Origin of the sequence: Arsenophonus sp. PmNCSU2021_1, from assembly GCF_036919435.1 — a bacterium.
Classification (GTDB): domain Bacteria; phylum Pseudomonadota; class Gammaproteobacteria; order Enterobacterales; family Enterobacteriaceae; genus Arsenophonus; species Arsenophonus nilaparvatae.
Genome location: NZ_JAZHPL010000009.1, coordinates 233,104 through 255,268 on the forward strand (window position 1 = coordinate 233,104; position 22,165 = coordinate 255,268).

25 protein-coding genes and 3 pseudogenes are annotated in these 22,165 nt (G+C 40.1%); 7 read left to right on the forward strand and 21 right to left on the reverse strand.

Annotated elements, in window-relative coordinates; genetic code table 11:
• Positions 1–4 precede the first annotated feature (4 nt).
• Entirely contained in the window at positions 5–196 is a 192-nt protein-coding gene (locus tag V3224_RS21025) for a hypothetical protein (RefSeq protein WP_334472512.1), read from the forward strand.
• 48 nt (positions 197–244) lie between these two features.
• Here V3224_RS21025 and V3224_RS21030 read toward each other — a convergent pair whose 3' ends face one another.
• Positions 245–577 (reverse strand): Hsp20 family protein, encoded by a 333-nt coding sequence (locus V3224_RS21030; protein ID WP_442890875.1) that lies wholly within the window; start codon positions 575–577, stop codon positions 245–247.
• Between the two features lie 3 nt (positions 578–580).
• A complete protein-coding gene (locus tag V3224_RS30235; protein WP_442890807.1) occupies positions 581–733 on the reverse strand; it encodes a hypothetical protein in 153 nt (50 codons plus the stop codon).
• Positions 734–834: 101 nt separating this feature from the next.
• Here V3224_RS30235 and psiE point away from each other — a divergent pair, with 101 nt between their 5' ends.
• Both psiE and cspE read left to right on the forward strand, forming a co-directional pair.
• Entirely contained in the window at positions 835–1,269 is a 435-nt protein-coding gene (gene psiE / locus V3224_RS21035) for a phosphate-starvation-inducible protein PsiE (protein ID WP_442890809.1), read from the forward strand.
• 212 nt (positions 1,270–1,481) lie between these two features.
• Positions 1,482–1,697 carry a transcription antiterminator/RNA stability regulator CspE gene (gene cspE, locus V3224_RS21040; protein WP_290603823.1) on the forward strand — a complete coding sequence of 72 codons (216 nt, stop codon included), beginning with the start codon at positions 1,482–1,484 and terminating at the stop codon, positions 1,695–1,697.
• A gap of 414 nt (positions 1,698–2,111) precedes the next feature.
• Here the strand turns inward: cspE and V3224_RS21045 are convergent, their stop codons facing one another.
• Positions 2,112–2,984, reverse strand: a complete 873-nt coding sequence (locus tag V3224_RS21045; protein WP_334472513.1) for an IS982 family transposase — start codon at positions 2,982–2,984, stop codon at positions 2,112–2,114.
• Between the two features lie 336 nt (positions 2,985–3,320).
• Here V3224_RS21045 and V3224_RS21050 point away from each other — a divergent pair, with 336 nt between their 5' ends.
• Both V3224_RS21050 and V3224_RS21055 read left to right on the forward strand, forming a co-directional pair.
• Positions 3,321–3,977 (forward strand): acyl-homoserine-lactone synthase, encoded by a 657-nt coding sequence (locus tag V3224_RS21050; protein ID WP_334472514.1) that lies wholly within the window; start codon positions 3,321–3,323, stop codon positions 3,975–3,977.
• A gap of 326 nt (positions 3,978–4,303) precedes the next feature.
• Positions 4,304–5,495: pseudogene (locus tag V3224_RS21055) on the forward strand (IS91 family transposase).
• A gap of 436 nt (positions 5,496–5,931) precedes the next feature.
• Here the strand turns inward: V3224_RS21055 and parM are convergent.
• The 7 genes and pseudogenes from parM to V3224_RS21090 all read right to left on the reverse strand — a co-directional run bounded on the left by parM (position 5,932) and on the right by V3224_RS21090 (position 11,291).
• A complete protein-coding gene (parM, locus tag V3224_RS21060) occupies positions 5,932–6,189 on the reverse strand; it encodes a plasmid segregation protein ParM domain-containing protein (RefSeq protein WP_334472515.1) in 258 nt (85 codons plus the stop codon).
• A 174-nt stretch (positions 6,190–6,363) separates the two neighbouring features.
• Complete coding sequence (locus V3224_RS21065; protein ID WP_135678757.1) at positions 6,364–6,552, reverse strand: hypothetical protein; 189 nt, start codon at positions 6,550–6,552, stop codon at positions 6,364–6,366.
• 33 nt (positions 6,553–6,585) lie between these two features.
• On the reverse strand, positions 6,586–7,095 hold the full coding sequence (locus V3224_RS21070) for a ProQ/FINO family protein (protein ID WP_334472516.1): 510 nt from the start codon (positions 7,093–7,095) through the stop codon (positions 6,586–6,588).
• A gap of 3 nt (positions 7,096–7,098) precedes the next feature.
• Positions 7,099–7,785, reverse strand: coding sequence for an Rpn family recombination-promoting nuclease/putative transposase (locus V3224_RS21075; RefSeq protein ID WP_334472517.1), 687 nt, complete (start codon positions 7,783–7,785; stop codon positions 7,099–7,101).
• A 76-nt stretch (positions 7,786–7,861) separates the two neighbouring features.
• Positions 7,862–9,532, reverse strand: a pseudogene (ltrA, locus tag V3224_RS21080) (group II intron reverse transcriptase/maturase).
• A 601-nt stretch (positions 9,533–10,133) separates the two neighbouring features.
• On the reverse strand, positions 10,134–10,469 hold the full coding sequence (locus V3224_RS21085; RefSeq protein ID WP_334472518.1) for an Rpn family recombination-promoting nuclease/putative transposase: 336 nt from the start codon (positions 10,467–10,469) through the stop codon (positions 10,134–10,136).
• 423 nt (positions 10,470–10,892) lie between these two features.
• Entirely contained in the window at positions 10,893–11,291 is a 399-nt protein-coding gene (locus V3224_RS21090) for a 3'-5' exonuclease (protein WP_334472519.1), read from the reverse strand.
• Here V3224_RS21090 and V3224_RS21095 point away from each other — a divergent pair.
• Positions 11,273–12,241, forward strand: a complete 969-nt coding sequence (locus tag V3224_RS21095) for an IS110 family transposase (protein WP_032115191.1) — start codon at positions 11,273–11,275, stop codon at positions 12,239–12,241. The genes V3224_RS21090 and V3224_RS21095 overlap by 19 nt on opposite strands.
• Here V3224_RS21095 and V3224_RS21100 read toward each other — a convergent pair.
• The 5 genes from V3224_RS21100 to V3224_RS21120 form a co-directional block, all read right to left on the reverse strand.
• On the reverse strand, positions 12,192–13,211 hold the full coding sequence (locus tag V3224_RS21100; protein ID WP_334472520.1) for a hypothetical protein: 1,020 nt from the start codon (positions 13,209–13,211) through the stop codon (positions 12,192–12,194). The genes V3224_RS21095 and V3224_RS21100 overlap by 50 nt on opposite strands.
• Positions 13,212–13,495: 284 nt before the next feature.
• A complete protein-coding gene (locus V3224_RS21105) occupies positions 13,496–13,861 on the reverse strand; it encodes a hypothetical protein (RefSeq protein WP_334472521.1) in 366 nt (121 codons plus the stop codon).
• A gap of 12 nt (positions 13,862–13,873) precedes the next feature.
• Positions 13,874–14,305 (reverse strand): hypothetical protein, encoded by a 432-nt coding sequence (locus V3224_RS21110; protein ID WP_334472522.1) that lies wholly within the window; start codon positions 14,303–14,305, stop codon positions 13,874–13,876.
• A gap of 9 nt (positions 14,306–14,314) precedes the next feature.
• On the reverse strand, positions 14,315–15,844 hold the full coding sequence (locus V3224_RS21115) for a DUF3383 family protein (protein ID WP_334472523.1): 1,530 nt from the start codon (positions 15,842–15,844) through the stop codon (positions 14,315–14,317).
• A complete protein-coding gene (locus V3224_RS21120; protein WP_334472524.1) occupies positions 15,834–16,367 on the reverse strand; it encodes a phage neck terminator protein in 534 nt (177 codons plus the stop codon). Before V3224_RS21120 ends, V3224_RS21115 begins: the two co-directional genes overlap by 11 nt.
• A gap of 82 nt (positions 16,368–16,449) precedes the next feature.
• Between V3224_RS21120 and V3224_RS21125 the strand changes: the two genes are divergently transcribed.
• Positions 16,450–16,665: a hypothetical protein gene (locus V3224_RS21125; RefSeq protein WP_334472525.1), complete on the forward strand. Its 216-nt coding sequence runs from the start codon at positions 16,450–16,452 to the stop codon at positions 16,663–16,665.
• 270 nt (positions 16,666–16,935) lie between these two features.
• Here V3224_RS21125 and V3224_RS21130 read toward each other — a convergent pair whose 3' ends face one another.
• The 6 genes and pseudogenes from V3224_RS21130 to V3224_RS21155 form a co-directional block, all read right to left on the reverse strand.
• Positions 16,936–17,319, reverse strand: a complete 384-nt coding sequence (locus V3224_RS21130; protein WP_334472526.1) for a hypothetical protein — start codon at positions 17,317–17,319, stop codon at positions 16,936–16,938.
• 148 nt (positions 17,320–17,467) lie between these two features.
• Positions 17,468–18,442: an IS701 family transposase gene (locus tag V3224_RS21135; RefSeq protein ID WP_334472527.1), complete on the reverse strand. Its 975-nt coding sequence runs from the start codon at positions 18,440–18,442 to the stop codon at positions 17,468–17,470.
• Between the two features lie 265 nt (positions 18,443–18,707).
• A pseudogene (locus V3224_RS21140) lies at positions 18,708–20,458 on the reverse strand (DNA topoisomerase); the annotation flags it as partial.
• A 406-nt stretch (positions 20,459–20,864) separates the two neighbouring features.
• Entirely contained in the window at positions 20,865–21,281 is a 417-nt protein-coding gene (locus V3224_RS21145) for a hypothetical protein (RefSeq protein ID WP_334472528.1), read from the reverse strand.
• A 62-nt stretch (positions 21,282–21,343) separates the two neighbouring features.
• Positions 21,344–21,685, reverse strand: a complete 342-nt coding sequence (locus V3224_RS21150; protein WP_334472529.1) for a hypothetical protein — start codon at positions 21,683–21,685, stop codon at positions 21,344–21,346.
• A gap of 154 nt (positions 21,686–21,839) precedes the next feature.
• Positions 21,840–22,112, reverse strand: a complete 273-nt coding sequence (locus tag V3224_RS21155; RefSeq protein ID WP_334472530.1) for a kikA from plasmid origin — start codon at positions 22,110–22,112, stop codon at positions 21,840–21,842.
• Positions 22,113–22,165: the final 53 nt, after the last annotated feature.

Genomic DNA, 22,165 nt, shown 5'->3' on the forward strand with positions numbered 1-22,165 from the left:
TTTTGTGCGAAACTCGTGTTTAATCGCTGATGCCGTGCTTAAATCAGAATTGAAGTTAGATTCTATGTTTGAATTTGCTTATAAGCGACCACAGGATATTGATGATAACATGATTAAAGCATTTGGTTATCAAGCTGTGAAAGAAAGAATTAACGAAGTGGATTATAAAGTTAGTCATTTTTTTAGACAAAAATAAAATAACGCTTTTTTATTAAAAATCCCCTGAAATTAGGGGCTTTAAAAGTTATTTTTTGTACTCAATAACTTCTGGTTGAGACGTTTGACCAATAGCGATTTTTTGTGGTTTTTCTTCTTCCGGTATTTCGTAATTAAAGGTTAATGTTAGCAATCCATCGGCTAAGTTAGCATTTTGTATTTTTATGCGATGGTCAAGGTCAAAACTCATCGAAAAGCTTTTTTTTTCAATACCTTTATGTAGCCATTTCTCTGCTTTGCTATCATCGTTACTTTCTTCTTTCTCTGTTCCACTTTTTCCGCTGATGGTCAACTTATTATTCAGCACCGATATATCTAACTCGTGTTGTTTATAACCAGGAACTGCTACTGTGAGCTCCAGATTTTATTTATCTTTTTGGTATAAATTGTAAGTCGGCATCTCTGACAACGGTTTTTCACCGGTTATTCGGCTAAATAATTTATCCATTTGAGTAAATCTATCCGATAACAGGTTATCACTTAGCATAGGAATAAGAGAAAAAGAACGATAAACCATATTGTCCTCCTTTTTGCGCTTATTGATTCGTATATTACCTTGTTAAGTTATAATGCTAAATGGGGGTAACCTTATTTATTTTCAAGTGGATTTTATAGTTAATGAAACCACTAAATATAACAAAATTGCAAATATGTGGATTATCTCAGTCAATATTAATATCACGCATATTGCAATGGATAATTAGTTTCAGTTTATTATTGTTAGCTGTTATTTTGATTGTTTTTTTGATGAAAGAAACGTTTACTTTAGCTTTACTATTATTCAGGTCAGCCAATCCAGCCCAGACTTATCTTTTGCTTGAAGGGATCGTTAATTATTTTCTTTATTTTGAATTTATCGCATTGATAATTAAATATTTTAATTCTTTGTATCATTTCCCTTTACAATATTTTGTATATATCGGTATTACTGCTATCATTCGATTAATTATCGTAGAACATAAAGATCCATTTTCTGTATTGATTTATGCAATATCGATATTATTCATGGTCTTAGCCTTGTATTTAGCTAACGGAAAACGTCTTGTAGAATAAAAAACTATTGATTAAAACGATAAAGTATGAGTTAATTAACTCTAGTTTCGGGATTAACAATCTCTTTTTATTAGTAAAAATTTTAAGTAATTCAAAATTTAGCGATATCATAATACCTCTTCATTAATGAGTTCCTTCTGATTAAATACCATTAGTAGAATTATGTTAATCTTTGAGATTTTTAATTAATTAACAAAATTAAGGAACTTATTATGTCAAGTATCAATACAGGTATTGTTAAGTGGTTTAACGCGGATAAAGGTTTTGGGTTTATTTCACCCAAAAATGGTAGTCAGGATGTGTTTGTTCATTATTCTGCTATTCAGGGTAATGACTATAAAACCCTCTATGAAGGGCAGGAAGTGAATTTTTCAGTCGAAAGCGGCCATAAAGGACCTTCGGCAACTAATGTGATAGCGTTATCGTAGAATTGAATTGATTGATATTATCGTGTGGTTATCTTTATACTACTCGATAATTTCGTTTAGTTAGTAACGAATATCCGCTTGCCACTTTCACCTATCAGAATTCCGTTACCACCCTCAATATCAAAATAGTAAAGTAAGCCTTTATCTGTTAGTTTACGTTCTCGTAATCTTATTATTTTGACAACTTCTTCGTTGTAGGAAACGGACATACCAGGTTCTAGTCTTCGAAATGTTGTTCTGTGTTTGTTGGGTTGAATCATGATAATTTCTCCTGATTGAGATGTAACCAAGAAAAAACTAAAAATCGATTTATTGTTGGGGTTCTAAATTAGAACCCCTTATTATTTATTTTTTGGAGAGTTTTCCCTGATGTGAACACTATTTATAACCTGAGTTCGGGATAAGCATTATCAATTATACTTGAAGATACGTACCTGCAACAGGTATCTTTGGTTTAGATGGCATTAAACAATATGCAACCAGTCCGCCTAATAAATTCACTACAAAGTTAGCCGGAGAGCGATGTCGCGTATGCTCTATTTGACAAAGATTTTTTAACTCATCAAATACCGTTTCAATGACAGAACGATGACGCAAGATGGCTTTGTCGAAACAAGTCTGTTTAATAGGCTTCATTTTCTTCTTGATATTCGTTATAAGGCTAATTCCCATCGTTTTGAGTTGCTGTTTCAGTGAAGCCGATAAATACCCTTTATCTGCGTACAAACAACCAGAAAGATCCTTTGTCAGCTCAGGCAATGGTTTCCGATCATCGGTGTTTCCTGATGTGAGTCGAAAACTGAGTATTTCCCCCAAATGATTGATAATTACATGAAGCTTGAAACCAAAGAACCAACCTGTTGAATTTTTTCCCCGTTCAGCTATCCCATTGAAGACTTTATGTCTGCGGATCCGTAAGTTATCACACACCGCTATCGGAGTAGAATCGGCAACCGATAGCCCCGTGCATTTTCCCTTAATTGACTCAAACAGTGCCGTTAACGCTAAGGCACTACGCGGAAGTAACTCTACACAGCGTGAATAGGATGGCAAGTTAGGAAATTCCTTCCGGAGATATAAGCGGACATAATAGAGATAAAATACCTTGAATTGCCTGAATCGGAGTTGATGAAACAACACAACCAGTGTCATCATTTCCGCCAACGAAAGCTGAGTAGACCGTCTACGACGCTTAGTACCGTTAGTCAGCAAATATTCATGCATTTTTGGCTCGAAGTCTTTGCAAAAATCATCCATCAGGCAATAAAGTTCAGTAAGATTTTCCATAATTGTTTAACAATGCTCTACTCTTTAACCAGACTGTTAGAGTATTTTAACAAAACAGGCTCATTCAACTATTTGAATATCAAGACTTTCTCTTTATTTCTTATCCCGAACTCAGGTTATTTATAATAATTAACAATTCTAATTAATCACCTTGCTATAGGGGTATTTTTTACTACCTATTGGTTTGTTTATGTATTATCATGAGGAAAATCACTGGATTTAAATATGAAATTTAAAAAAAATTTGAATTATTATTACGACAAATTGCCAGCGAAAATTGATCCATACATTGATTATTTTTTTAACTGAAATAATGTATTTATGTGAAATCCGATAATGTTAAATTTTATTGAGGCTAAATACTCAGAAATATCTAACTGTCAATTGAATGATATATTCTTTCTAAGAAAAAAAGTATTTAAAGATCGCCTCGATTGGGCAGTTAATTGTGCAAATGAAAGAGAATGTGATCAATATGATAATTCTAACACGACATATTTGCTTGGTATAAGTGATAGTAAAGTAATTTGTAGTCTTAGGTTAATAGATATGAAATACCCAAATATGATTACAGGGACATTTAATTCATATTTTAATCAACTAGTTCTCCCTAAAGGGAATTATGTGGAATCAAGTCGATTTTTTGTCGACAAGATTAGAAGTAAGAGTCAGGTTTTTGCTAAATATCCTATTAGTACATTACTTTTTCTTTCAGCATTAAATTATGCCAAAATTAATAATTATGATGGAATATTAACTATAGTAAGCTTGCCAATGAGGAAGATAATGAAACGTTCTGGCTGGCAGATTAACACCATTGCTCAGGGGTTATCAGAAAAAAAGAAGCCGATTTATTTGTTGAAATTGCCTGTTGATGTTAAAAATCAGGCGATTATTATCGATGTTGTAAGTAAAAATAACCTCTTTCTTAAAGGCGATTTAAAAGAATGGCCTATGTCTGTTCATATAGATGATATAGCTACAGCTAAATAAATTGAACGTCTAAGAATTTCAAAAATAATTTAACATACATTGTTAAGCAGAATAACGGGGATAAAACGATTTCGATCTCTCTGGGTTGAGTGGTTTCAATAATTTCAGCCCAGGCATTATTCCGTTCAAAAAGCGATTTTAACGGTCGGGGTTGGAAATCTGTTTTCATCGGAAAGGTAGATTAAATAATAATCAAAAGAAGCAAGTTTAACGTAGATTGATAATATAACCTTAATTCAAGATGGTCGCCTCCGACGACGACTTGTCATTGCTCGTTAGTACTGATATAACCTCAACTCTATTTTCTCAACCTTTTAGTCCTTTTTATGTCACCGCGTTTTAGTCATGTTTTTCAATTTGGTCAACGCTGGCTCAATTGGCTTAACCGTCAACCGCCTAATACCGTTCGCCCAGTTGTGATGCAAACCATGGTAAAGATTATGGCTTGCGGCACTTCGCTTATGGGATGGTCAATTTGGCGATGCCCTGACCCTGAATGTAATCATGAGAAGCGGGTTAAATTTACCTGCAAAAGCCGAAGCTGCCCTCATTGCGGCGTAAAAGCTTGCCTACAATGGATTAACAATAACGCTGGCCTGGTTACCTAAAGTCCCTTGGCAACACATTACTTTTACCATGCCTGGTGAATATTGGCCTGTTATTCGCGCCAATCGGTGGCTGCTCGGTGAAATGAATCGATTAGCCGCTGATGTGGTATTAACTATCTGCCGTGATCTCAATATCACCCCCGGCATTTTCACTGCCATCCACACTTGGGGACGTGACCAAAAATGGCATCCACATATTCATCTTTCAACCACAGCCGGCGGGGTCACTAAAAATAACACCTGGCGAGATATGAGCTTTTATCGCGAAAACGTCATGACTATGTGGCGACATCGGGTAACCGAATCGTTGAGAAAACATTATTACACCCTGACGATTCCTGATGAGCTTAAATGTGAAGGGCGAAGCAAATTTTCTTGGAATCGCCTACTTAACACTCACTACAAACGTGGCTGGAATATCAATCTCTCTAATATCCTTTCCAATATCACCCATGTCACCCTTTATCTCGGATTTTATCTAAAGAAAGCCCCTGTCTCGCTTAGTCGTTTAAAACATTATGCCGGTGAAGATAACATCACGTTATGCTATAAGAGTCACCGCACAAAAAAACAGGAAGAAGAGGTCATAACATCCGACGAATTGATTACCCGGTTTGAGTCTCATGTACCTCAAAAATGGTTTCATATGATCCGCTATTACGGTTTTTTAAGTCCATCAGCCCCAATGCGAAAAATGTTAACAGAGGTTGTTTATCCGTTAATCCAGTAGGATAAAAAATCCGCTAAAAAAATCACCTTTCGAAACATGTATCGACATGTCTTTAAAGTCGATCCACTGGCTTGTCTCTTATGCGGGAAAGAATTACTCTTCGCAGGAATGAATTTTGGATTGAAGCTTAAAGAGCTTATGGCTCGTCAGGATGAATTGGCACGTTTGCGGTGGCAATAAAAACTCACTATAGGGTAACCTGAGTTCGGGATAAGCGTTAGTTATGAGAAAATAAAAATAGCTCATTTATCAATAAAAACCTTTTAAAATCAATAAAATGATAAAAAAAGGAATATTTTTAGTTGGTTGTAGGTTAAAAAATAAGCTATTTTCTCTGCTAAAATCATGAAAAAAGCCAAAATTTAGCACTGTTTTATGTAATAATTTTAATTTAAGTAATTGAATATATAATGAAAAAATTTATATTCCTTATCCCGAACTCAGGTTAGGGTAGATCTATCTTTTGTTCAAAACTGATTAATAATTAATCGTTCCTTAACCCTTTATTCTGTTTTTTATCTCAACATTCAAAAATAATTCTGGCAAAACTTAGAAAAAATAAAAATGGGTTCATCAGGGCATAGGTTAATTAGTAACCTTTTCTGGTATTAATTTCTTATACATGAACAGAGAGCAAATTTTCATCGCTATATTGATAATTAACCGTTGTGGTTTCACTAGCGTTATTAATCCCATCGTTGAAAGAATAACGTTTCCCCTCTATTTCATAGTTATAAATGTTTTGTCCAAAAGCAAAATTCCAGTTTCCTGCTAAAAAGGAAGTTTCTGTTATTTTTGTCACTAGCTTTTTTTGCTCATCAGCGTAAGCCAGCTTCACAAAAGTAGAACCATCATCACAAAATATCTTTTGCATAAAAAAACCTTATTGGTGTTAATTTAATTACCAATATTAAACCATAAATCAAAAAAATCAAAATAAACACACAAAATAAACCCAATTTGGTTAAATAAATGAAACCAGATAATGAGAAAATAAAATAGTAAAACCAATATGGTTTTATTTTGGTGTTATTTTTTAATAAAAAATTTATTTGATTTCGCCCACTCTTTGGAGGATTTTAAATGTGGCGGCTTTTTGTTTCGGTGAAATGTTATTCCATTGCCGATACGAAGTGATGACATTATTTAAAAAACGGACTTCCCAATTTGTTAGTGTCGGATATTTTTTCCACAAAGTGGCATTTTCAGCATGAGCAATTAATTCAGATTCTTTCATTTATCTTTGTTTCGCCGTGCTAAACGTTGCAAATTATCCCCAACATCGGCTTGGGTGACCTCCGGCTATCTGACCATCCTTGTCATAACGAAACGCGCCTAACTGGATAAGCGCACGATAATCAGCGTGATGAACAATACTGCCTAAACAGGCTCTCAAACGCCTTCTGGCTATCGGTAAACTCTTATCCTTCACGTCTTGCCACATATCGTGCTGGACACCAATTTTCATTGGACGCAATTGATTTTCAGGAAATAAATTAGGCCAAAAAGTGGTTATCTGGGAAATAGCCTCATCTAACGGCAATCGCTTTTTGGGCGGAGTAGGTGGTTTTGGTAGTTTAACCTTCACTATCTGTTTAGGTTTAACGACAGGTTTCTTGGATTGCTGTTTTGCTATTTTGGGAGGATGAAGCTTTTTTGCCTGTTTTTTAGGCGTAGCATTGACCCATACCTTTTTACCGTAAACGGAGTTACTTGAGGTTTGTTCTTCTTGTGAAGCCTTTCTTGGGCGATTGAGGGTTAATTTCTGGCGTTCCGTCATCGTTTAATCTTTAAACAGGTTAATCATCTCATCATCATTTAAGCCAGTAAACTTCATCACCGATTGCCTGTCCATGTCACTTTCGAGCATTTGGCGCGCTATCTTCATCGATGCATGTTTTTCGCCCTTTTGCATTCCCTCTTGAATCCCTTCAAGTTTACCTTCTTGAACGCCATCATTTTTGCCTAACTGGTAGCCTTCCTGACGGTCTTCCAGCTTTCCTCTTTGTAATCCTTCTTGTTTTAATGCTTGAGCAATAGTCATAAATGCTCCTTCGTGTTTCTCTGATTGTTTGGCTATCTCGGTGATAAATTCCATTGGTTTTTGAGCATTACCTTCCTGAATGAGATAGTTAAACATAGTAATAACTTGATTATCGGTATAGTAATTATACGACAACAGTTTAACAATACTATCCAGTAATTCTGTCATATCGCGTCTTCGAATGTGTTTTTGTAATAATTCCAATAACGCCATTCGCTTATGTTGCATAATCTCACCATCATCAAGCGTGGTGACATCGGCTAACTTAAAAGGGTTGGTGTAGATACTTTCTGCTAATTTTCTGTTTTCAAAGCAATCGAGCCAATGAGTGCTATAAGGGTGAGGACTCTGTTCACCACAATAAAATAAAATGGGGAAAACTAACGGTAATTTCTTGTTTCCCTGTTCTAAATGGTCGGGTAGCAACGTGACATCTCTGTCACGCCGCCCCCTAAGAACGGTACGTGCAAGTTTCCCCGCATACCGCTCAAGCCTTTATAAGTCACGATACAGTATGATCGCAACCAGCAGCCCGACTATGTTTTTGGCGATGGCAATTAGGATGTAAGAGTTCAAGATTACCCAGTTCATTTCCGCCTCCTTTCACTCTTTCGACTTTATGGTGTATGTTCCAGCCAGTTTCTTGAGTAATTAATTGGTTGCAGCATAAACAGCGTTTATCTTGTCTTATCCATAGTACTCTTACTTTCTTACTTCCTACGGTTTTTTGTTTCCAGGTATTTTCTAGCCTTTTTTCGAAATACATTTCCCATTTTTTATCGAATGGGCAGGCTTCACTTCTGATTTTTATATGGCGCTTTATAGGTGTGGAAGATGCTTTGTACAGTGTAAAATTCTTGCCTTCCGGCGCTTTTCCACTAAACATCCATTGATTATTCCCTTGAACGGTAAAGTATTTTTTTCTTACCCAATACTTACCTTTCTTTGGGTGACGTCTTAAACACCATTTCCACAAAACTTGCCAAATCAGATGATCGATTTTAGAAAAGGCTTTTTTTCGCAACAACATGTCGGTGGTAATTTACCCACCCTCTAATTATCGGGTTGAGTTTAGTTATCAGTTTCCATGCGCTGCTTGACCTTTCCTGCTTTATCGTGGTTCTAATTTTCTTCAAAAAGTTTGTGAGATTTTTTTTTGCGGGTGATATTAAAAATTTTCCGTTAAAAGATCTAACATTCTGTCCTAAGAAATTAAGCCCTTCACTAATATGGATAATTCTCGTTTTTTCTTGTGATAGACGCAAGCCTCTTTTTGCCATAAATCCTTCAACCAGTGGTTTGACCCTTGATTTAAGGAGTTCATGTGAGATACCTGTTATCACAAAATCATCCGCATATCGCAATATCGCACATAATGGACTTTATGCTTATTACCTTTAGCCGTACCTGAATATCCAAATACTTGTCGGAGTTCAGCTTCAAGACCATCCAGTGCCATATTAGCCAATGTTGGGGAAATAATACCGCCTTGCGGTGTCCCACCATTGGTGGTGTAAAAGGCTCCACGATCTAATAAACCTGATTTTAGCCACTTACTTAATATCACTTTATCCATAGGAATTGTGTTGATTAAGAAATCATGACTAATGTTATCAAAGCATCCTGCAATATCCGCTTCTAACACCCATTTTGCTGATTTAGATTTTGCACAATTACAAAATATTTGCTCTATCGCATCAGCGGTACTTCTAAGTGACCGGAATCCGTAACTGTTCTTATCCGCTGTGATTTCCGATACAGGCTCTAGGGCTAGCAAATGTAGCGCTTGCATCGCTCTGTCAAGCATGGTCGGTATACCAAGAGCTCGCAGTTTTCCGTTTGCTTTCGGGATATATATTCGGCGTAAAGGTTTTGGTCTATACCCTGTACGTTTCATAGCCCCTATTGCGTTCCACTTCTTTTCGGGTGTATTCCACATAACACCATCGACACCAGGCGTTTTCTTGCCTGTATTGTCGGTCACACGTTTTATCGCCATCACTTTAGCGGTGAATGACCGTGTTAATAAACGTTGCAACGCTTTTACTCTGCGCCATTGCTCGTTCTTCGCTGCTTTCGCAATACGTACTTGTAACTTTCGCACCCGTACATGACTGGTTTTCCAGTTAATAGAATGCCAGCTTGTTGGGTGGAAGGATGCAGATGCACACATGTTGGCTGCACTCAACTTGCTTTCCTCCTCTTGAAAGTTTTACTCGTCTTCTCACGATTAAAGACCCGATGAAAGTCTGCTCACTTTCGTGGTAAGGCAAAGTTTGAACCTCTATCCGTCCCATTACAGACCGGCATTCGCTTTTTTCATCATCCTTTACCCGCACCGTTATCAATCTATCTTACGATATCTCTAGCCTTACGGCGGCGGTACGGGCTTACCAGGTTTCACCTGACATACAAACTATCGGGTTAGGTTCTATCTCTCGACCGGAGGGTTATTGCCCATGTATCCGCACAAAAACCACAGATAACCTACCTCATACCTTTTGGTTCAGGCCTATCAGCATCTTTGGCCTGTTAGCGATCACGGTCTTTATTAACAGTTCACATACGTTAACCATACCGATAAACCTAGCACCTCATCCGCATGATGCTTGCAGGTAATAACTATTCCCTCACGGTTTCGTTATCGCGTTTTACAACGCAAGGTTTCATTGTCCCGTGAGCTTCAGACCCCGCAGTTGCCCGCCACGCCTGTCACGGTAGGTTACAGTCAATGGGATGACTGGTTTTGTCCATTCCTTTGTCAAAACAATATGTCAGACAACTTCCTGTCGCACTTTTTGCATCGCTGCCATGCTATAGCGCATGAGTCGCCATGCCATGAGTTTATCTGGCGTGGACTGGTGCTCAATCAAAACATAGATATATCCACTTCCTTTCGTGGTGCTAACTGAATACAGGATATCACTCTGGTAATTTTTCATCTCACTATCGATAAATGAGCCTGATTCCATTTTGAGGCTATCGAAATCGCACAACGACTTAATCTCATCCGGTAGCCAGATATCAAAAAAATCTTTTGCCGTCTCTTTCTCACTTAAAAACTGCTTGAATACAGCATCGTGTGGTGTTGGGGTGAATTTTTTACTCATCCGATATCTTCAATAATTGCTGGCGTCAGATTGAATTATGGCAAACAAACCCGCTATATTAAATATGCTATTTATTCATTACATCACGAGTTTCGCCCAGGCCTATAAAATTCTAGAAATGGCTTAAAAGTAATGATTAATCTGCAAGTTACTGAAATGCATAAATTTACTTAATTTACAATAAGTTATATTTAATTTATAAGTTTTTATCTATTTACATATTATGCTGAATTAAACTTAAAAATAGAGCGTTTTTTTATTGGTGCGAAACTCGTGTACATATCAGACATCATAATCCAGCCATACAAAAACGCACCTTATCTTCTCAGGTGCGTTTATTTTTTGTTACTGGTATCTTTTCATGGCTAATCACAGGAAAATGGCTCACAATCGATTACAGGCGCTTCTAGAGGCATTACTGAATTAAGCCTGTGCCGTTTTTTCATTCTCAGCAACTTTGGCAAGAATATTTACCAACAATTTATTAATAACGAGTGTCTTCTTCGCTCGGGTCGCTGAGACATACAGCAAATTGACCTCATCTCTAAAAGCTGCATTGTCCATATTAGGGTCAAAGAGATTATTCGGAAAGTCATTATTAATTTCGACAATATCCCACTCTAATCCCTTGTATCTTGAAATTTGGTTATAATAATAGCGATTAGATTTGGCAAGGTGTATGTAATCCGATTGTCCCTGGGGTTTATAGCCCGTAGCAAAGCGAATGATGCATACACTTAGCCACTCATCTGAAACCCGAACAGTTGTCCGTAATTCATAACGTATTTGCAAGGATGGGTAATATGAGTCAGCTAAATCCAATTTGTGTAGGAATTGATGTTTCTAAAGCTTCATTGGATATTGCAGGCACCAATAACATTGAGCAGTTCAGAGTCAGCAATAACCCTGACGGGTTCGATACCATCATTTATCAACTGAAAAAGAACAACATAGCCTTGATTCTGATGGAAGCTACAGGTGGTCTCGAGGCAGCGATTGCATGCGCTCTTCAGGCTGAAGGTTTTGATGTTGCCGTTATCAATCCCAGGCAAGCCAGAGACTTTGCTCGATCCATGGGCTATCTGGCAAAGACTGATAGAATAGATGCCAGAGTTTTAGCTCAGATGGCTGATGTCATTAACCGCCATCCTGAGCGGTCACGTTTTATCCAGGCTATTCCTGATGCAGAGCGTCAGATTCTTGCTGCTATGGTGGTGCGCAGACGCCAGCTGATTGCAATGCTTGTAGCTGAAAGAAACCGGATGCATCCATCTCACCCGCAAAACAGAAAAAGCATCAGTAACATCATCAATGCACTAGAAAATGAACTTAAACGGATTGACGAGGATATGCATAAGCATATTACGGATCATTTCAACGAGCTTGCAGAGCGGCTAAGTACTATCAAAGGCATTGGTATGATGACTGCTGCTACATTGCTGGCAGAAGTCCCTGAGTTAGGGAAACTCTCGCGCAGGGAGATCAGTGCACTGGTTGGGGTAGCTCCTGTTAATAGAGACTCGGGAACCATGCGTGGCCGACGAACCATTTTTGGCGGTCGGGCCGGAGTTCGAACCTCTTTGTACATGGCTGCACTGGTTGCAACTCGTTTCAATCCGGTGATAAAAGCATTTTACACACGGCTGGTTGCAGCAGGAAAAGCCAAAAAAGTGGCGCTGGTTGCCTGTATGCGCAAACTGCTGACTATCCTGAATGCGATTCTCAGAAAGAACCAAGAATGGGATGAGTCGTATCATAACGTTGCTCCATAAATATACTGTTCAAGACAGTTGCTTTGGTGATAAGCGGAAACACTTTCACGAGTGCCAAGGCTGCCGGAACCAACAGCCAAAAACCGTCAGTCGTTTTATTGAGAAAGTTAATCAGCTTGGCAAATGCACCCACGACTCGACCAATGAAGCCAATCACAGGCTGCAACCCTTTCAACACAAAATTAAAAATCGGCGCAAGGGTGGCAAACACTTTTTCTGCAATCTGTTGCAGTTGCAGTAAGACACTGGCGAACGTGCGCCGGAAAATTTCCGATTGCGCTAAATCGTCTTGGGTTAATGCACGACCTTCTGCGACTTTTTGCTCAAGCGCTGTCCACTCTTCACGGGTTTTGCCGATGGCATCAACCATTTCATAGGAAAGTCCAACTTGCTCAGCAAGTGCGGTTCTTACGCCTTTGTCCTGTATGTTGTTTAACGCGCTGCCCGTTTCACGCAACAGGACGCTGGTATCCCTGATTTTGCCGTTGCTGTCCTTAAACGCCACGCGGAGCTTTTTGAACACCTGACTTGCGGTATCACCGTCGCTATTAATCGCCCGTTGGAACTCTTTGACGCCATCGGATAATTCATCAAAACTTACGCCAACTTCCTGTGCGCCTTCTCTTAACACCTGAAAACTTTTTGCGTCAATGCCAGTTTGTCGAACCGCTTTGTTAAAGCTATTAATCTGCTCCCCTGCACTCATAATTGCCGTGAGAGTAAATGCTCCTGTGATAATGCCTTTAAATTCGCTGAGCTTTTCGCCCAATTTTCCGAGTTTACTTTCGGTTTTTTTTGCCTCTTTGCCGAGGTCATCAACAGAATCACTGGCTTTATGCACGTCTTTTGCCGTACGGGTACTTTTTGTGCCAAGCTGGTCAACTTTTGCGGTGACGGTGGTGAATTTCCCCGTCACACCGCTTAATTGTTGAGATAATTTATCAAGTGCAGAAATTAACGTATCAAGCACGCCCGCATTGGCATTAACGCCAATATCCAGGCTTAACTTTTATTCACTCATTCGTCACCTCTTTTGCTTCACTTCGTCGTGCTGTTTCCACTCAATCGCCCCCGTGATAAAGGCGTGTTCGGCAGTTTTCAGATAGAAGAACATGTCATCATCGCGCAACGCCATAAGCTCACCCACTGAGCCGTAACCTGCCTTAACCAGTGAAAAAAGCAGTTTGTCGTGCTCATTGAGTGAGGATTTTCTAACGTACTGTCGCCAGCTATTAGGATAACGAGGCGTAAAGGTCAGCTCGCCGTTAATGCCGATAAAAAAGGGGCAGCGTAGAGGTGTAATACCGTTAGCGTTAAGGGAATGAAAAGCTCAGGTTTTTCATCAAAAAAGTTTGGCAATTTGCTAATGCTCATACCCTCGTGGGTGATTTGGTTGTAAAGCTGCCTCAGATTGCCGTCACTATGAGTTGAAAGTGTCGCGGCAATTCGTTTTGATTGCCCCAAGTCCTCGACAATTTCCAGCGCTTTCAACCGTAAATGATGATTGAAATTGCCAATCTGAAATTCGTTACCTTGCACCTTAAACGTTTTGTTTTTGGTGATATCGACAATATCATCTTGCGATAGCCCCGTAAGGCTGCCTAATCCTTGTTCTGTCATGATTTTTTCTCGTTAAATAGAACGAGTGAAATCCCGAAATTGCAGTTTGTAGGTCATTTCAGCATTGTGGTCAGTATTGGCAAAGGTAAATTGTGGCTGGTCTGTGATACTCCCGCCTGTAAACGTAAAGGTTTCTGTTTTGGCTTTACCGTCGATCTTGTACAACGTGCTCACCGAAGCATTGAGCAACGTCACTTCACCACTGCCTTGTAGCGAGGATAACCAGACATCATCGGCACTTCCCCTTAAAACATGAAACTCAAGCTCGGAAACTTTGGCATCCGTGCGCTTTGCCACACTGACGGAACCACCGGAGCCGTTAAAACGGCTGGTATCGGGATTGGGGAAAGTGATTTGCACGGTGGTTCCCGCGACGAAATCACTTAAGATTCGACCGCCTAGAATGACGGTTGTTGCATCCACATCATAGGAAATTTGCGCCATGTTTCGCCTCTAGTAATTAAAGTTGATGATAATATCTGCCCGATGAAATGCCCCTGCATTTTTTACGGCTTGTTGGATAGCGGGTGATTTGCGGTTTATGCGATCAACCTGTGATTGTTCTGCCAATAAATTGGCATAAGTGAAATACCCTTTGCTCTCAATTGACCGCTTAAACTGCTCTACATCGCCGAAGGTATCGGGTGATGTCCATTCTCCGGCAGCAAAAACGCTAGCTCGCACAAATCTCGCTGCCACCTGATTGATGCAATCAACCAGTAAGTCCACCCCTTTTCCAGTCTGCGGAATTTTGGTTGCAGTCGCTTTCATTAAATTAAAGGTATCGACCTGTACCTGATTGACATAGGCTTTCAGGTTATAAACATTATCGACAAATTCGTTGGTATTTGAGCACATCACCACCGGACGGTCTTTGATTAACGTGTAAATATCGATACCCACGGATGACGCACTGTCTACCTCGGTTTGGCTATAGCTTTCTGGCTCACAGGCGAGTTCTTTTAAGTGAATCGTCATCGCACTATTTTCAGCGCTGAAATCGACCACATGCACTCTTGCCATGTAGGAAACCGCCAAGGCTTTCTGATTGCGCTTTGAAAAAAGCAGCCGGAAATATTCTTGCCCTTTCTTGCTCACTTGCCACGCCAAGCCTTTTGTCGTGAGATTATCCGAATGAGAAACCACCTGATAGCCTAGTATCTTGTTGGCTTGACTGTAGCTCGCCAGTTTTAAAATCTGGTCATTGGTCAACTCATCAATAAAACAATACCCACAACCCGAAGACGCAGCTACCACATTGGCGATTGCCTCATCGGGAGATTGTGATGGCAAAGTTTGAGGCGGTGTCGCTTTGGTTAAGGTAGCGCTATCACCCAGTCCTAGCAGATTACCCACAAACGTCCCTGTCCCAGTTGGGCTAGCGTTGGCTAACCCTTTTTCTGACACCATCAAACGCTTATCAAGGTATACAAAGGTAGATTTTCCGTTGGTAGGCAGATTGTTGTTGTCGGGCTGATTTTCAGCAGATGGGTAGCCGTCTGGCAACGCCCGATTGAGGGGATTAATCACATCATTGAAAGTGACCGCGTCACCAAAGTTGAGATTTTCAAGTGTCAATTTGCCGAGCTTCATACTGCCGTCTTCAATTTGACGCAGCGTTTTAAGTAGCGCGTTGCTGTCAATTTCTGAGCCTGTCAGCGTGTCAAATTCCACCGCGGGCAGCGTTAAATCGGTTTTCCGGTAATGCCCGATAATCAGATTGCCTCCGGAGCCTATCGGATTGGGGGACGTGCCAAAAAAAGCAGTGGCCATCTGGTAGGTTTTCGAGGTAATGCCAAAATCGGCTTTGACCCCTGCGATATTTTTGTAGGTGGCATAAATCGTTTTGCCGTCAAAAATCGTGCCCGTTTCACTGGTCATCATGATGACGTGGTTGATATTGTCGTAATTTGCGCCTCGCTGCTCTTTGAGTAGCTGCACATTGACAACATTTTCAATGTCGATGCCAAGATTATTGCTCATGCTGTGAACCTTTTTCGTTGGAAAGTTGGAAAGTAAGATGGTTGATTGACGGTGTTGAGACGTTGATATAATCCGATACATAGGTGTTAATCGAAAACATCACGCGCTCTCGATACTGGCTACCTGTCGTAAAGTGCAAATCACGCACGCCCGTTGGCGCAGATAAGCTAATCGTGTGCTTCCACTGCTGCTCAAAGCCTTTTTGTGTTCTAAGCAACCGCAAGAGAATTTGCGCCCGTTGCAATGCTTGCTTTCCCCAGACATTCACGTCAAAGAGGATTTTCTCGTGCTGGCTGTATTCCATCACCTCAACGTTTCGGCGGTATGTTTCGCTAAAGCCTTTCACTTCACTGTTGCCAGATTGCTCAATGCTGATAACAGGCGCATTAAAATCCTGATTCGCCAGATTTGAACGTCCGATAAATATTGTGTTTTCCGCAACCTCTAGCGTATCTCGAATCACCATTGCCAGCCTTTGGATCGGTGGTTGGTAGTTTTTGTGGTGTAAATTGGTATCTTGCATTGACGAATAGCTCCAATGGTTCTATCATGTGACTCATGAGGAAGTGAAACGTTCATGACCCAACCCGAAAGGAAGAAAATTAATGAGTAAAGCAATGACAACTATTGAACTTGAAAAAATCCATGCTGAAATTTCTAAAATGATGGCAGAAACTATTAAGTTAAATTCAGAAGCAAATAAATTAAATTCAGAAACAGCTAAATTGAATAGAGAGACTTTTTGGTATCCGGTTGCTGTAGCATCAGGAATTGTTGGAGCAGTGGCGGCAATTACCACTGTGATCATAAAATTAGTCTGATAATCAACATCCTCTGCTACTTGTAGAGGATAGGTATTACTATGCGTCTTTTCTTAAACTACAAAGAACCATCGGTCAATGAACTTCTTAAACTGAAAGAGAATCTTGGCTTTAACGGCTCTCAAATGGCAGATTTAGCCTTAGTCTCGAATAATAGTCAGTGGCGAAAGTATACAAATAGGCGAAACCCTCGACCGATATCCCCTCATATCCTTTTTGTTATGGCTGCACAACTCGCCTTAGATAAAGATGAAATCAATAAAATACTTGCTAAGATGCAGAGTTTAGGGGCGAGTCTTTCAATAGACGACAAGTGATCTCACTATTTTTCACTTCCTTAAAGACATAGCGCACATAGCCATAGTCGCTATAGTCTTTGCGGTTAATCGATTTAAATATTTTCCCCTTGAATTCCATATAAACACCGAGCAAATCGGCATACTTCGGTTGTACATGCACCGTGAAATACGCCAGTGACCAGTCCAGACTATCCTTGTTAATTGCCTCATCGGAAAGACTAATAATCACCCCATCAATCGATTTTCGTGTTATCGCAAAATCCGGCTTAAAATCTTTCGTGGTGATCACTTCCGTGATGAAGGTTAACGGTTGCGAAAATCGGCGGATGGTTCTTGCCATATTGGGCAGTCTCATTTTTTCACCACCTGATAGGTTATTGAATTTGCCAAATTACCCGAAACTCTCAATAATTTAGCGGCGTCATTATTGGTATACTTAACCGCCTTTCCGATTTTCTCTCGGGTTATTAAATATCCTTCATAGTCACGAGTTTCGCACAAAACTAATTTGGGTACGCTAATAAAACACGGATTTGCTCAGTAATAGCACTTTTGATTACGTCCCAATTTTGTTGATAAAGGGTTATTTTTTCAGATATACGACGTTTATGTTGTTCAAACCACGCAGAAATAGCGAGAAAAATATGATTTCTTTGCGCTCGGCTCGTGCGAGCCTGACAGCGTTCAATACCACAGTTTTGTTTAACTTCTCGATGATAAACTTCAACAGACCAACGGGCATCCATGATAGATTGGACGTATTGACGGGTGGGATTCTCTTTGTTTGTTACTATGTAATCAATACGGCCGTTTTTGGCTGTAAATTTGAAAACGGTTACCCAACCATATCCTCGCAAGTGTATTGACGTTCCTTCTTCTGAGATGTCTAACTTGTTCAGTTGTTTGTTATGGTTAACAATCCTATTTTTCCTCAGCGTGGTTACCCAGATCCAACCATGAGAGCGAATTGATTTCAGGTTATCCAGGCTAGAATACCAAGCATCCATCACTACCGCTTCTGGCATGATCCCTCTTTTTTTAGCAAGAGTGAGCATTTCGGAAAAGTGCGTGTTTTTTGTTTTTCCATCAGAATCTTTATCATAAATAAGATAATTGATAGGAATTGATTCAACCTTCGTCAGATCATGCCAAAGCAAATTAACTAAACCTATGCCAGCAATAACATCATGTTCATTACCTGAATATTGATAATGGACCATCTCTATTTTTTTACTACGTGTTTTGGCAATCAATGTATCATCGGCAATTAGTACGCAAGGGCTTTTTTTGTCTATAGAAGGTTCAACTAATCGCCATAGGTCTTTAGGTCTAAAACATCTACTTTTTAGCCATCGGCTAACAGTGTCATGAGATAAAGGCGATGGGCTTACTTCTGATAACGCTAAACCAGAGTATCTTAAACTGCTTACTTGTAAGAATGTTTTATAGATATCTTTAATACATGGATAACCCGACAAAATATGAACACCCTGATTTTTTCTTGTTTTTAAATTTATCACGAGTTTCGCACCAATAAAAAAACGCTCTATTTTTAAGTTTAATTCAGCATAATATATAAATAGATAAAACCTTATAAATTAAATATAACTTATTGTAAATTAAGTAAATTTATGCATTTCAGTAACTTGCAGATTAATCATTACTTTTAAGCCATTTCTAGAATTTTATAGGCCTGTGCGAAACTCGTGTTTATACTTCTTTTTTGGAGATTGCGAAACTCGTGTTCACAAATTCATCCACCGTTTTACTGCCTTGCTCGATATCGCTTTGTTGTGCTGACCAGAGCGCGGTCATATCGGGCAATGTTGCAGACTCTGGTAGCGCGCGGATAAATTGGCGGTTTTTCAGTTTTTCCAGCATATCCGAGCGTGTGGCGGGTGTACCGATGCCGCCGTGCTCATCTTTTTTGTCTTTATCCTTTTCTTTTAGCAGTTGCTTAATACGTAGGTCTTCAACGAAATCCGCTACCCGCACCAGTGCTGCCAGTAGCGTTGCTTCGGTGAACAACGGGGGTGGGGTGGTTTTCTTCTCATTCACGGTCACGGCTTCACAACGGCCAGTTTCTCCGGAGCGTAATGCCTGTAGTACCTCAAACGCGCTGTCCGGCATAGCCTCATCGCTGGCGTCAGACGCTTCACCTTTGAGGAAGGCGCTAAACCCGGCATCCATCGTTTTTGTTGCCCGTGCGCTAAAGGTTTCAGCGTCAACTTCCACCACAACCGAGGCTTCCAGATAACGCTTGTTGGGCATGAACTGCACCAGATAATGTTGTGCGATAGCCAGATAAACCCGCCGTTCATGCTCACTGAGGGCGTTTAATTCTGGTACTTTTGCTGTGGGGATGATCGCGGTATGCGCTGTTACCTTGCCACTGTCAAACGCCTTGCTTTTTCGGCTCCGATCAAGCGCAAGTCCGTTAAAATCGCTAATACCTTGCAGAGCTTCAAGCACCTGTGGCGCTTCGTTAAACTGCTCGTCGGACAGATAGGAGCAATCGGAGCGGTTATAGGTTGATGGCTTTATATTTTTCGCGTAGCTGCTGAGTGATTTCCAGCGTTCGCGCCGCCGTCATCTTGTGCTGACGATTCATCGTCTGCTGCAATCTCACCAGATTGAACGGGAGTGGCGGCGCGGTTTCTTTCTCCTGTACGCCAGCGGCCTTTATATCGGCGTCCTTGCCGCGCAAACGTGCGGCGAGTGCATCGGCATAACTTTTGCTGGTAAGGCGCTTCTTGTCGTCCTGCGGCGCATTTTCATTGACCTTCCAGTGGGCGGAGAATGTCTGGCCGCTCACGGCAAAATCACCGATAAGCTGGTAGTAAAAACTCGACAGGTGCGACTGATTGGCAAGATAGCGGCGCACTATCAGGCCAAGGATCGGCGTTTGTACCCTTCCTACGGACAAGACGCCCCGATAGCCGTTTTTGCGTCCTTCAATGGTATAGGCGCGGGTCATGGGGTCATGCTCATGCCGTAAATCAAATCGCCAGCAGCCCTTGCCAAGGCTTTGCGGTAAATGCCTTTGAACTGGTGATTATCTTTCAGTTGAGACAGTGCTTTTTTAACGGCAGCGTCGGTGTTGTGATTAATCAGCAAACGCTTAACCGGCTTGCGGTTGTCGGTATATTCCAGCAACGCCTCAACCAGCAGTTGCCCCTCGTCGTCCGGGTCGCCTCCGTGGACAATCACATCCGCCTTTTTGATGAGGTTAATCACCGTTTGGGTATGCACTTCCTTCCCGGCAATAGGCTCATAGCGCAGCGGGTAAAGCAGCAATGGCAAATCCTCGGCTTTCCACTGTGCATAAGCGGGATTGTACGCCTCCGGCTCAATCGATTTGAGGAGATCCCCGTAGCACCATGTTACGATGTTATCGGCTGACTCAAGATAGCCGTCTTTTTTCTGAAAATTACCCTATAGCACTTTGGAATATCATTCGCCACAGAGGGTTTTTCTGCGATATAGAGGTTCATACTTTTTTCCTAAAAGGGATATCAATTCAAACGAATAGAATAGTTAGATTAGATGTCGAATAATTCCAAGGCAGAAGCAGCCTCTACAATGGCTGAAAGTTGGTGCGTAGGTAAGTAATGTTTATAGCTAACCCAAACAGGCTTTATTTTGCCATCGACTTCGACTGCTCCGGGTCTTCTTTCAATAAAATCCCTACCAGCCAGACTCCATTGAATAAAGGAATACTTTTCATTTCAACACGAGTTTCGCACCAATAAAAAAACGCTCTATTTTTAAGTTTAATTCAGCATAATATATAAATAGAAAAAATCTCATAAATTAAAAATAACTTATTATAATTTAAGTAAATTTATACGTCTTAGCAAGTTACAGATTAATTATTGTTCTGAAGCCATTTCTAGAATTTTATATGCCGGTGCGAAACTCGTGTTCAAAATAAACTTTTTTGTCTTCATAAGTCATTTCGTTAAGCATATGCGTTAGATATCGGCAAACCAGAGCAAAATGTTTAACCGCATCATATGCATTATCTTTTTTATCAAACTCGATAAGTCCCCCTTTATGTACCCTAAATTCCCCTGCGGTCATGATGAAGCCACGTTCAGTTTTTGTTGGAAACGTCCATGTGGCATAAAAAGAGAAAAAACCCCGCTCTTTTTCTATCCAGGCTTCAGCGACAAAATGCACTTCGCCATCGTCTGATAAACGATGGGGAACATGAAATTTAACGTTATATTTTGAAGCAGGTTGTGTATATTTACCCAGTATAAAGGTATCACCGACCTTCATGTCTCTGATTGAACGCTGAAAATAAAGAGGCATCCGGCAGTACCGCATAAAATCATAGATGGTGTTAATTGAACTCATTTTCATAAATGACTTCCTTACCAATGAATAGGATAAGCCGGAAATGTTAACCAGCTTTCTAGCAGGTATTCCGTCTCCTTGTCCCAGCAAAAGTAATATCCATGTGGATTGAACCAGACTGAACGACCGTCTATGTCACCAATCTTCTCGGCGCCCCTTAATAATTGCTTGACATAAGAATTAGGCTGAAATGTATCTATTAGATTGATGTTTACCAACTCTGCCCTTGAGTACTTGTCGATATTGGATCTACAGGCTTCAAACAGGGCATCAACTATTTGACCATTTTTTGTTTGATGGACAAAGCACTCCCAGATCACATCATTAATAGTTAAAACATGTTGTTGACTGATATTCACAAAAGAACTTTTTATTACACGAGTTTCGCACGGGCATATAAAATTCTAGAAATGGCTTCAGAACAATAATTAATCTGTAACTTGCTAAGACGTATAAATTTACTTAAATTACAATAAGTTATTTTTAATTTATGAGATTTTTTCTATTTATATATTATGCTGAATTAAACTTAAAAATAGAGCGTTTTTTATTGGTGCGAAACTCGTGAAAGGTTTTCCATGGATCAAAACCATACCGTCCAAATTTTCTAAGGGAGAAAAATTTACGGACAGCGCCACTACACTCACTTTGATTGCTGCCTTGTAGCTTCCCGTACATACACAACACAACGGTACACGGGTCATCAGAATCGACTTTTTCTTGAGCAGAGACGGGAATGCTGGCTACAAGTAATAGCCATGCTGCCGTGAAGAGGGTTTTATTCATAATGACTTTCCTATCAAGTTGGTTTGAATTACGCTGATTGAGTATTTATTGAA

Excerpts from the sequence above, each read along its gene's own strand:
- V3224_RS30235 (WP_442890807.1), bottom strand. The coding sequence starts at position 733 with ATGGTTTATCGTTCTTTTTCTCTTATTCCTATGCTAAGTGATAACCTG.
- psiE (WP_442890809.1), top strand. The coding sequence starts at position 835 with ATGAAACCACTAAATATAACAAAATTGCAAATATGTGGATTATCTCAG.
- cspE (WP_290603823.1), top strand. The coding sequence starts at position 1,482 with ATGTCAAGTATCAATACAGGTATTGTTAAGTGGTTTAACGCGGATAAA.
- V3224_RS21045 (WP_334472513.1), bottom strand. The coding sequence starts at position 2,984 with ATGGAAAATCTTACTGAACTTTATTGCCTGATGGATGATTTTTGCAAA.
- V3224_RS21050 (WP_334472514.1), top strand. The coding sequence starts at position 3,321 with ATGTTAAATTTTATTGAGGCTAAATACTCAGAAATATCTAACTGTCAA.
- parM (WP_334472515.1), bottom strand. The coding sequence starts at position 6,189 with ATGCAAAAGATATTTTGTGATGATGGTTCTACTTTTGTGAAGCTGGCT.
- V3224_RS21065 (WP_135678757.1), bottom strand. The coding sequence starts at position 6,552 with ATGAAAGAATCTGAATTAATTGCTCATGCTGAAAATGCCACTTTGTGG.
- V3224_RS21070 (WP_334472516.1), bottom strand. The coding sequence starts at position 7,095 with ATGACGGAACGCCAGAAATTAACCCTCAATCGCCCAAGAAAGGCTTCA.
- V3224_RS21085 (WP_334472518.1), bottom strand. The coding sequence starts at position 10,469 with ATGAGTAAAAAATTCACCCCAACACCACACGATGCTGTATTCAAGCAG.
- V3224_RS21095 (WP_032115191.1), top strand. The coding sequence starts at position 11,273 with ATGAGTCAGCTAAATCCAATTTGTGTAGGAATTGATGTTTCTAAAGCT.
- V3224_RS21105 (WP_334472521.1), bottom strand. The coding sequence starts at position 13,861 with ATGACAGAACAAGGATTAGGCAGCCTTACGGGGCTATCGCAAGATGAT.
- V3224_RS21110 (WP_334472522.1), bottom strand. The coding sequence starts at position 14,305 with ATGGCGCAAATTTCCTATGATGTGGATGCAACAACCGTCATTCTAGGC.
- V3224_RS21115 (WP_334472523.1), bottom strand. The coding sequence starts at position 15,844 with ATGAGCAATAATCTTGGCATCGACATTGAAAATGTTGTCAATGTGCAG.
- V3224_RS21120 (WP_334472524.1), bottom strand. The coding sequence starts at position 16,367 with ATGCAAGATACCAATTTACACCACAAAAACTACCAACCACCGATCCAA.
- V3224_RS21125 (WP_334472525.1), top strand. The coding sequence starts at position 16,450 with ATGAGTAAAGCAATGACAACTATTGAACTTGAAAAAATCCATGCTGAA.
- V3224_RS21130 (WP_334472526.1), bottom strand. The coding sequence starts at position 17,319 with ATGAGACTGCCCAATATGGCAAGAACCATCCGCCGATTTTCGCAACCG.
- V3224_RS21145 (WP_334472528.1), bottom strand. The coding sequence starts at position 21,281 with ATGCCTCTTTATTTTCAGCGTTCAATCAGAGACATGAAGGTCGGTGAT.
- V3224_RS21155 (WP_334472530.1), bottom strand. The coding sequence starts at position 22,112 with ATGAATAAAACCCTCTTCACGGCAGCATGGCTATTACTTGTAGCCAGC.